The sequence below is a fragment of the Streptomyces sp. CC224B genome, assembly GCF_030010595.1.
Classification (GTDB): Bacteria; Actinomycetota; Actinomycetes; order Streptomycetales; family Streptomycetaceae; genus Streptomyces; species Streptomyces longispororuber.
The window spans coordinates 1-6,899 of the sequence record NZ_JASCXL010000203.1 but is presented as its reverse complement, the minus strand read 5'-3'; the positions used below and the strand labels follow the sequence as shown (position 1 = coordinate 6,899).

At 75.7% G+C, this 6,899-nt stretch carries 6 protein-coding genes and 1 pseudogene; 3 read left to right on the top strand and 4 right to left on the bottom strand.

Annotated features, from left to right (window positions below; genetic code table 11):
- Positions 1–450: pseudogene (locus QK440_RS40375) on the bottom strand (FAD-dependent oxidoreductase); the annotation flags it as partial.
- 266 nt (positions 451–716) lie between these two features.
- Entirely contained in the window at positions 717–1,655 is a 939-nt protein-coding gene (locus tag QK440_RS40370) for a TIGR01777 family oxidoreductase (protein ID WP_282798250.1), read from the bottom strand.
- Positions 1,656–1,866: 211 nt separating this feature from the next.
- Between QK440_RS40370 and QK440_RS40365 the strand changes: the two genes are divergently transcribed.
- Positions 1,867–2,355: a GNAT family N-acetyltransferase gene (locus QK440_RS40365; protein ID WP_282798249.1), complete on the top strand. Its 489-nt coding sequence runs from the start codon at positions 1,867–1,869 to the stop codon at positions 2,353–2,355.
- A 161-nt stretch (positions 2,356–2,516) separates the two neighbouring features.
- Positions 2,517–3,797: a PP2C family protein-serine/threonine phosphatase gene (locus QK440_RS40360; RefSeq protein ID WP_282798248.1), complete on the top strand. Its 1,281-nt coding sequence runs from the start codon at positions 2,517–2,519 to the stop codon at positions 3,795–3,797.
- 24 nt (positions 3,798–3,821) lie between these two features.
- Here the strand turns inward: QK440_RS40360 and QK440_RS40355 are convergent, their stop codons facing one another.
- Positions 3,822–4,343: a DUF4240 domain-containing protein gene (locus QK440_RS40355; protein WP_282798252.1), complete on the bottom strand. Its 522-nt coding sequence runs from the start codon at positions 4,341–4,343 to the stop codon at positions 3,822–3,824.
- Between the two features lie 133 nt (positions 4,344–4,476).
- Here QK440_RS40355 and QK440_RS40350 point away from each other — a divergent pair, with 133 nt between their 5' ends.
- On the top strand, positions 4,477–5,460 hold the full coding sequence (locus tag QK440_RS40350) for an SDR family oxidoreductase (RefSeq protein ID WP_282798247.1): 984 nt from the start codon (positions 4,477–4,479) through the stop codon (positions 5,458–5,460).
- A gap of 16 nt (positions 5,461–5,476) precedes the next feature.
- On the opposite strand, the gene QK440_RS40345 is transcribed toward QK440_RS40350, so the two are convergent.
- On the bottom strand, positions 5,477–6,451 hold the full coding sequence (locus QK440_RS40345) for a WYL domain-containing protein (RefSeq protein WP_282798246.1): 975 nt from the start codon (positions 6,449–6,451) through the stop codon (positions 5,477–5,479).
- Positions 6,452–6,899 lie beyond the last annotated feature (448 nt).

Below are 6,899 nucleotides of genomic sequence, written 5' to 3'. Positions count from 1 at the left end.
GCTCCGGGGCGCGTGGCCGGGCGGGGTCCCGGGGGGCGTCCTGGGCGCCGTACGGCCCGGGCGCGCCAGGCGGGGGGCGCTCGCGAGGGCGCGCGCCGCACCGAGTGCGCCCTTCGTGCTCCCCGTGGCGGGGCGGCCCAGGGACTCCGCCGCGCGGTGGTGGCGCCCGTCGCTGTGCACGAGCAGCCCGGGCGCGAACGGGCGCAGCACGAACGCGTCGAGCCCCGATACGTGCCGCAGCTCCGGGTACGACGTGCTGAGCAGTTGTCCGATCCGGTCGAGCCGGAACCCGTCCACCTTCTCGGTCGACATCCGCCCGCCGACGTGCGGGGCGGCCTCCAGGACGACGGTCGTCACCCCGGCTCTGGTCAGCTCCTGTGCGGCCGACAGTCCCGAGACCCCGGCCCCCACGATCACGACGTCCGCATGGTGCGCAGGCTCTGGCACGTGCTCCTCCCGGAGGTTGCGCGGCTGCTGGGGCCCTTATGCCCTGCACAGGGCACCGGAATCCCCGGGTCCTGAACGAGGGTAGGAGTCCGGACAGCCGCCGCAAGGCGAGCGGGGACCGGGCACGGTCGCACGGCGGTCGCACACCCGCACCCGTGCCCGCTCCGGCCTCCCGCGGCCACTCCGGCGCCGCGGGCACCGCCGCTCGGGGGCGCGCACACCGCTGCCCCGGTGCCCCCCGCACCACGGCTGCGGTGCCGCGCGCGGCGCTACCGCAGCGCCGCCCGTACCGCGTCGTCGACCGTCGGGTGCGCGAAGGTGAAGCCGGAGTCGAGGAGGCGCGCGGGGAGCACCCGCTGGCTGCCCAGGACGTCCCCGGCCATCTCCCCTAGCACGGCCCGCAGCACCGGCGCGGGGGCCGGGAACGGCGTCGGCCGGCGCAGCGCCCGGCCCATCGCCCGCGTCACCTCGCGGTTGGTGACCGGCCGGGGTGCCGTCAGGTTGAACGGCCCGGACAGGTCGTCGCGGCCCAGCAGGTGCCGCAGGGCGGCCACCTCGTCGTACAGCGAGACGAAGCTCCAGTACTGCCGCCCGTTCCCGAGCCGCCCGCCCAGGCCGGCCTTGAACAGCGGGAACATCCGTCCCCAGGCGCCGCCCTCGCGCGCCACGACCAGGCCGGTGCGGGCGAACACCGTGCGGACGCCCGCCTCCTGGAGGGGCAGCGCCGCCGCCTCCCACTCCACGCACAGGGACGGCAGGAAGCCCTCACCGGGGGGTGCGGTCTCGTCCACCGGGTGCTCACCGGTGTCTCCGTAGATGCCGATCGCGCTGCCGTTCACGAACACGCGCGGGGGTTCGTCGAGCGCCGCCACGGCGGTGACCAGGGTCCGGGTGCCGAGCACCCTGCTGTCGCGGAGCTCGCGCTTGTACGCGGCGCTCCAGCGGCGGTCGCCGATGCCGGCGCCCGCCAGGTTGACCACGGCGGTGCAGCCCGCGAGCCCCGCCGGGTCGAGGCGGCCCCCCTTGGGGTCCCAGCGCACCTCGTCCGGTGTGCGCGGGGCGCGCCGGACGAGGCGTACCACCTGGTGCCCGTCGGCGGTCAGGGAGCGGGTGAGCGCGGTGCCGATGAGGCCGGAGGCCCCCGTGACGACGACGCGCGAGGGCTGCTGCGAAGGGCTGGCTGAGGGTTCCGGACGCGTGGGCTCCATGAGCCCATCCTGCCGCGAAACCGCCGACCGGGCGCACTGCCGGGGCCACCGCCGAGACCGCCGCCGAGGCTGTCGCCGGGCCCGCCGCCAGGTGTCGCCGGGGGCGCCGTCCGGGCCCGCGCCGAGGCCGGGTGCCGGGCGTGCGCGGGCGCGCGGGTCTGCCGCGAAAAGGACGCCTGCGCTGTCGTACGCCCGCCGTACAGTGACGCTCATGCAGCAGACGTACATACGCACGGCCCGTGCGGACGACGGGGACGCGCTGGCCCGCATGGACCGGGAGAACTGGTCCACGCTCCACTCCGTGCAGCCGCGTCCCACGCCCCCGTACGAGCCGTTCTTCACCGACCGCTTCGGCCCGCGCGACCACTTGGTCGCCGAGCTGGACGGCCGGCTCGTCGGCTACGTCCGGCTCGGCTTCCCCACCCCGCTCGCCGTGCACGCGCACGTCCGCCAGATCCTCGGCTTCGTCGTCGCCGAGGAGGCCCGCGGCAAGGGCGTGGGCCGCCGGCTCATACGGGCCGTGGTGGCGGAGGCCCGCCGCCAGGGCGCGCGCCGCCTCACCCTGCGGGTGCTGGGCCACAACACACCCGCCCGGACGCTGTACGAGTCCGAGGGGTTCGTCACCGAGGGCGTGCTGCCCGGGGAGTTCCTGCTGGACGGCGCGTACGTGGACGACGTGCTGATGGGCCGCGCGCTGTGACCGGCGGTGGCGGTCCCGGCTCGCGGCGGTGAGCCGGGCGGGACCCGGTGCGGTACCTGACGGACCTGGCGCGGTACCCGACCTGACCGGCTCGGCGTGCGCCCGGGCCGCGCGCGTAGGAGCGTGAAGACGACCTCCGTCGCCGCCGGGAAGGAGCACGCATGCCCAGGGCCGTGGTCAGGCGGCGGGACGAGCACCACTCCGCCCTGCCGCGCCGCGCGCCCACGCCGCCCTGGACGCGCTGGCCCGCGCCCGCGCTCCTGGCCGTGACCGTCGTCGTCCAGGTCGCCACGCCCCGGACCCTCGACCTCAGCTTCCTGCTCGCCGCCGTCCCGCCGCTCGCCGCCCTCGTGTACGGGCCCGCCGCCACCGCGCTCCTCGGCGCCATCGTGCTCCTGCTCCTGGAGCTGCCGCACTACGACCTCGGCCACCCCGGCGAGAGCGACACCGCGACCGTCGCCTTCGTGGCCGTGCTCAGCGTGCTGTTCGCCGCCGTGCGTAGCCGCCGTGACGCGCAGCTCGTCTCCGTGCGCACGGTCGCCGAGGCCGCGCAGTTCGCGGTGCTGCCGCCGCTGCCCGAGCACGTGGGGCCGGTGCGGTGCGCGGGCCTGTACCGGGCGGCGCAGCGCGGCACCCTGGTCGGCGGCGACCTCTTCGACGTCCGCCGGGGGCCCCGCGGGGTGCGGGCCCTCGTCGGCGACGTACAGGGGCACGGGCTCGCCGCCGTCGGTACGGTCGCCGCGCTGATCGGCGCCTTCCGGGAGGCGGCCCTGGACCAGCGCGACCTGGTGGGCGTCGCCGCCCGCCTGGACCGGCGCCTGGTCATCGACGCGGAGGACGCCGAGATGGCGGAGATGGGCGAGACGGCAGGGATGGCAGAGAGCGCCGGGAACGTGGGGGACGCGGGGGATGCGAGGGATGCGGGGGACACCGGGGACGCGGGCGACACGGAGGGAGTGAGGCGCGCAGGTGGGGCGGGAGACGCTGGCGTCACCGGAGGGGCCGGTGGTGCGGGGCACGGTGAGCCCGCCGAACTCTTCGCCACCGCCGTGCTCCTGGAGTTCGCCGCCGACGCCGACGAGCTGCGCGTCGTCTCCTGCGGGCACCCGCCGCCGCTGCTGCTGCGCGGCGGCACCGTCACCGAACTCGCCGTGTCCCCGGGCGCTCCGCTCGGCCTCGGGCTCGCCGGTGTCGCGCCGCCCGTGCAGACCGCGGTGGGGCTGCGGCCCGGGGACTGGATCCTGACCGTGACGGACGGGGTGACCGAGGCGCGGGACGCCTCGGGCGCCTTCTACCCGCTCACGGCGCGCCTCGCCGCGCTGACCGAGGCGCGGCAGCACGACCCCGCGGCCCTGGCGGACGCGATCTGGAAGGACCTGGTCCGTTTCTCCGGCGGGGTACGGGACGACGTGGCGCTGCTGGTGTTCGCGTGGGAGCGCTGAGGGCCCAGGGCAGGCGGGGGCCCGTCAGCGGGTCGCGAACCGCTCCCACAGCTTCGGGTACCGCCGCGCCAGGGCCCCGTCGTCCTCGAAGTCGATCGCGGTGCCCTCCGGCTCCGGCGGGGCGGGGGAGATGCCCAGGTCCGGTGCGACGGTCCCGGTGAGCTGCTCGTACGCCTCGTCGGCGGCGTAGCCCAGTTCCTCGCCGTCGCCGTCGATCTCGTCGTCGAAGTCGTCGAGGAGGTCGGCCAGCGAGTCCGGGTCGTGCAGGGCGCCTTCGAAGACCTCGCGCCCCTGTCCGATGAGCCAGCACCGGAAGTAGTCGAAGGCGTCGTCGCTCGCGCCGTCGAGCAGGACCCAGGCGGCGCCCCACAGGTCCCACCGGTAGGCGCGGTTGTAGCGGGACTCGAAGTGGCGCGCGAAGTCCAGGACGGCGTCCGGGTCGGTCCGCAGCAACCGCTCGACCAGCAGCTCGGCGTGGTCCTCCGGGTCGCCGTCGGCGGCCTCCCGGGTGCTGTCCACGATCTCCCAGAACTCCGTCTCGTCCATCACGGGACAAGCATCGGCCCTGGCCCCCGCGGACGCACGCGGAGTGCGCCGGAATGCGGCTGTGTCGTTATGCGTGCACATGCCCGTGGAAAGCCCGACAGAAGGTGTCGGCTTTCGGTGGAAGGCTCGCCGCATGCAGAACCGTAGGCAGGACCGCAGGCAGAACCGTACGCAGGAAGCACAGGGGAACACCGGCCGGGACGCCGGTTCCCTGGCCGGGAAGGTCGCCCTCGTCGCCGGGGCCACGCGCGGCGCCGGACGCGCCATGGCGGTGGAACTGGGCCGCGCCGGCGCCACCGTGTACGTCACCGGGCGGACCACGCGCGACCACGTCAGCGAGGTCGGGCGCCGCAGCGAGACCATCGAGGAGACGGCCGAGCTCGTGACGGCGGCGGGCGGCACCGGCGTCGCCGTCCCCACCGACCACCTCGACCCCGCCCGGGTCCGGGCGCTCGTCGAGCGGATCGACGCCGAGCAGCACCGCCTCGACATCCTCGTCAACGACGTCTGGGGCGGCGACGTGCACGTCGAGTGGGACAAGAAGATGTGGGAGCACGACCTCGACAAGGGGCTGCGGATCCTCCGCCTCGGCGTCGAGACCCACATCGTCACCAGCCGCTTCGCGCTGCCGCTGCTCGTCCGCTCCCGCGGCGGCCTGGTCGTCGAGGTCACCGACGGCACCGAGGAGTACAACAGGCGCTACCGCAAGCCGTACTACTACGACCTCGCCAAGGCGGCCCCACTGCGGATGGCGCGCGCCCTCGCCGAGGAACTCGCGGAGTACGGGTGCACGGCGGTCTGCCTGACCCCGGGCTGGCTGCGCTCGGAGGCCATGCTCGACACCCACTTCAAGGTCACGGAGGAGAACTGGCTCGACGGCACCCGCCAGGACCCGCACTTCGCGATCTCCGAGACGCCCACGTACGTGGGCCGGGCCGTGGCCGCGCTCGCGGCGGACCCCGACGTGGCGCGGTTCAACGGGCAGTCGCTGTCCAGCGGCGGACTCGCCAAGGAGTACGGCTTCACGGACGTGGACGGTTCGGCGCCGGACGCCTGGCGCTACCTCATGGAGGTGGACCAGGAGAGCGACACGGCGGACGTGACGGGCTACCGGTAGGGAGGGCGGCCGGGGCTCAGCCGTAGAGCGCGGCCATGCGGGCCGCCGTGGCCGCGAACCGCTCGCGCAGCTCCGGCGGCTCCAGGACCTCCACCTCCGGCCCCAGGGTGAGCAGTTGGGCGTACGCCACGTCGGGGGACTCGACGGGCAGGGTGATCGTCACCCGGCCCCGCCCGTCGGGCTCGGCGGCGTCCAGCGCCTCCCGGGCGGCGGCGCGGTCGGTGACGTACGGGAGCCGCCGCGCGCCGTCGGGGGACAGCCGGAGCACCGCCTTGTCCCGCAGGATGGCCCGCGCGAACTGCGCGGCGCGCTCCTCCCAGAACGCGGGCAGGTCGAACTCCTCGTCCCGTACGAAGCGGTCGTCGCCGGAGTCCGGGGGGAGGACGGCGGTGAAGCGGTCGATGCGGTACACGCGGAAGCCCTTGTCCGGCACGCGGGCGCAGAGGTACCAGACACCGGCCTTCAGGACGAGGCCGTAGGGCTCCAACTCCCGCTCCACCTCGGCGTCCTGGCGCCGGTAGCGGGCGGTGACCCGCCGGTCGTCCCAGACCGCGTCGGCGACGGCGGGCAGCAGCGGCGGGGCCGTGGTCTCCCGGAACCAGCCCGGGGCGTCCAGGTGGAACCGCTGGGCCGCGCTCTGCGAGGCGTCGCGCAGGGAGGGCAGCAGGGCCGCCGAGACCTTCAGGCGGGCCGCGGAGGCGGCGTCCTCCAGGCCCATCTCGCGCAGGGCGCCCGGCACGCCCGACAGGAACAGCGCCTCGGCCTCGCTGCGGGCCAGGCCCGTGAGGCGGGTGCGGTAGCCGCCGATGAGCCGGTAGCCGCCCGTCCGGCCGCGGTCGGCGTACACCGGTACGCCCGCCTCGGACAGGGCCTGCGCGTCGCGGGTGATGGTGCGCTCCGACACCTCCAGCTCCGCCGCGAGCTCCCCGGCGGTCATCGAGCCCCGCGCCTGCAGCAGCAGAACCATCTTGATGAGCCGAGCAGCACGCATACCCCCATGATGCCGCGCCCCCCACCGCCCCGGGCCCCCGCCCCTGCCCGCTCGAAGCGCCAGGGCGCCACCCTGCGCGTGGCCCGGTCCCACCCACCCGCCCCGGCCGTGACCCGGGGCCTCAGCGGCAGCGGCACCTGGGCGCTGTGCCCACCCTTCCCCAAGCTCTCGGCTTCGCTCGAGCAGGGGAGGCCCCACTCGCCCGGCGGGACGATTGCCCACAGCGGGGGGGAGAGGTGGAGCGCAGGGCGCCCCGCCCTTGCGTGCGGCGTGGTCCCACCCGCCCGCCCTCCGCCGTGGCCCGGGGCCTCTGCGGACGGCGCCAGCCGCAGGGGCTGGGGTTCGGGTCTGGTGTGCCGGTGCAGCGGCGCCTAGGCCGTTTCCTTCGGATCATCCGGTCGTTGGTCTGGGTGTGTCGTTGACTGACGCCCAGTGGGCGCGGATCGAG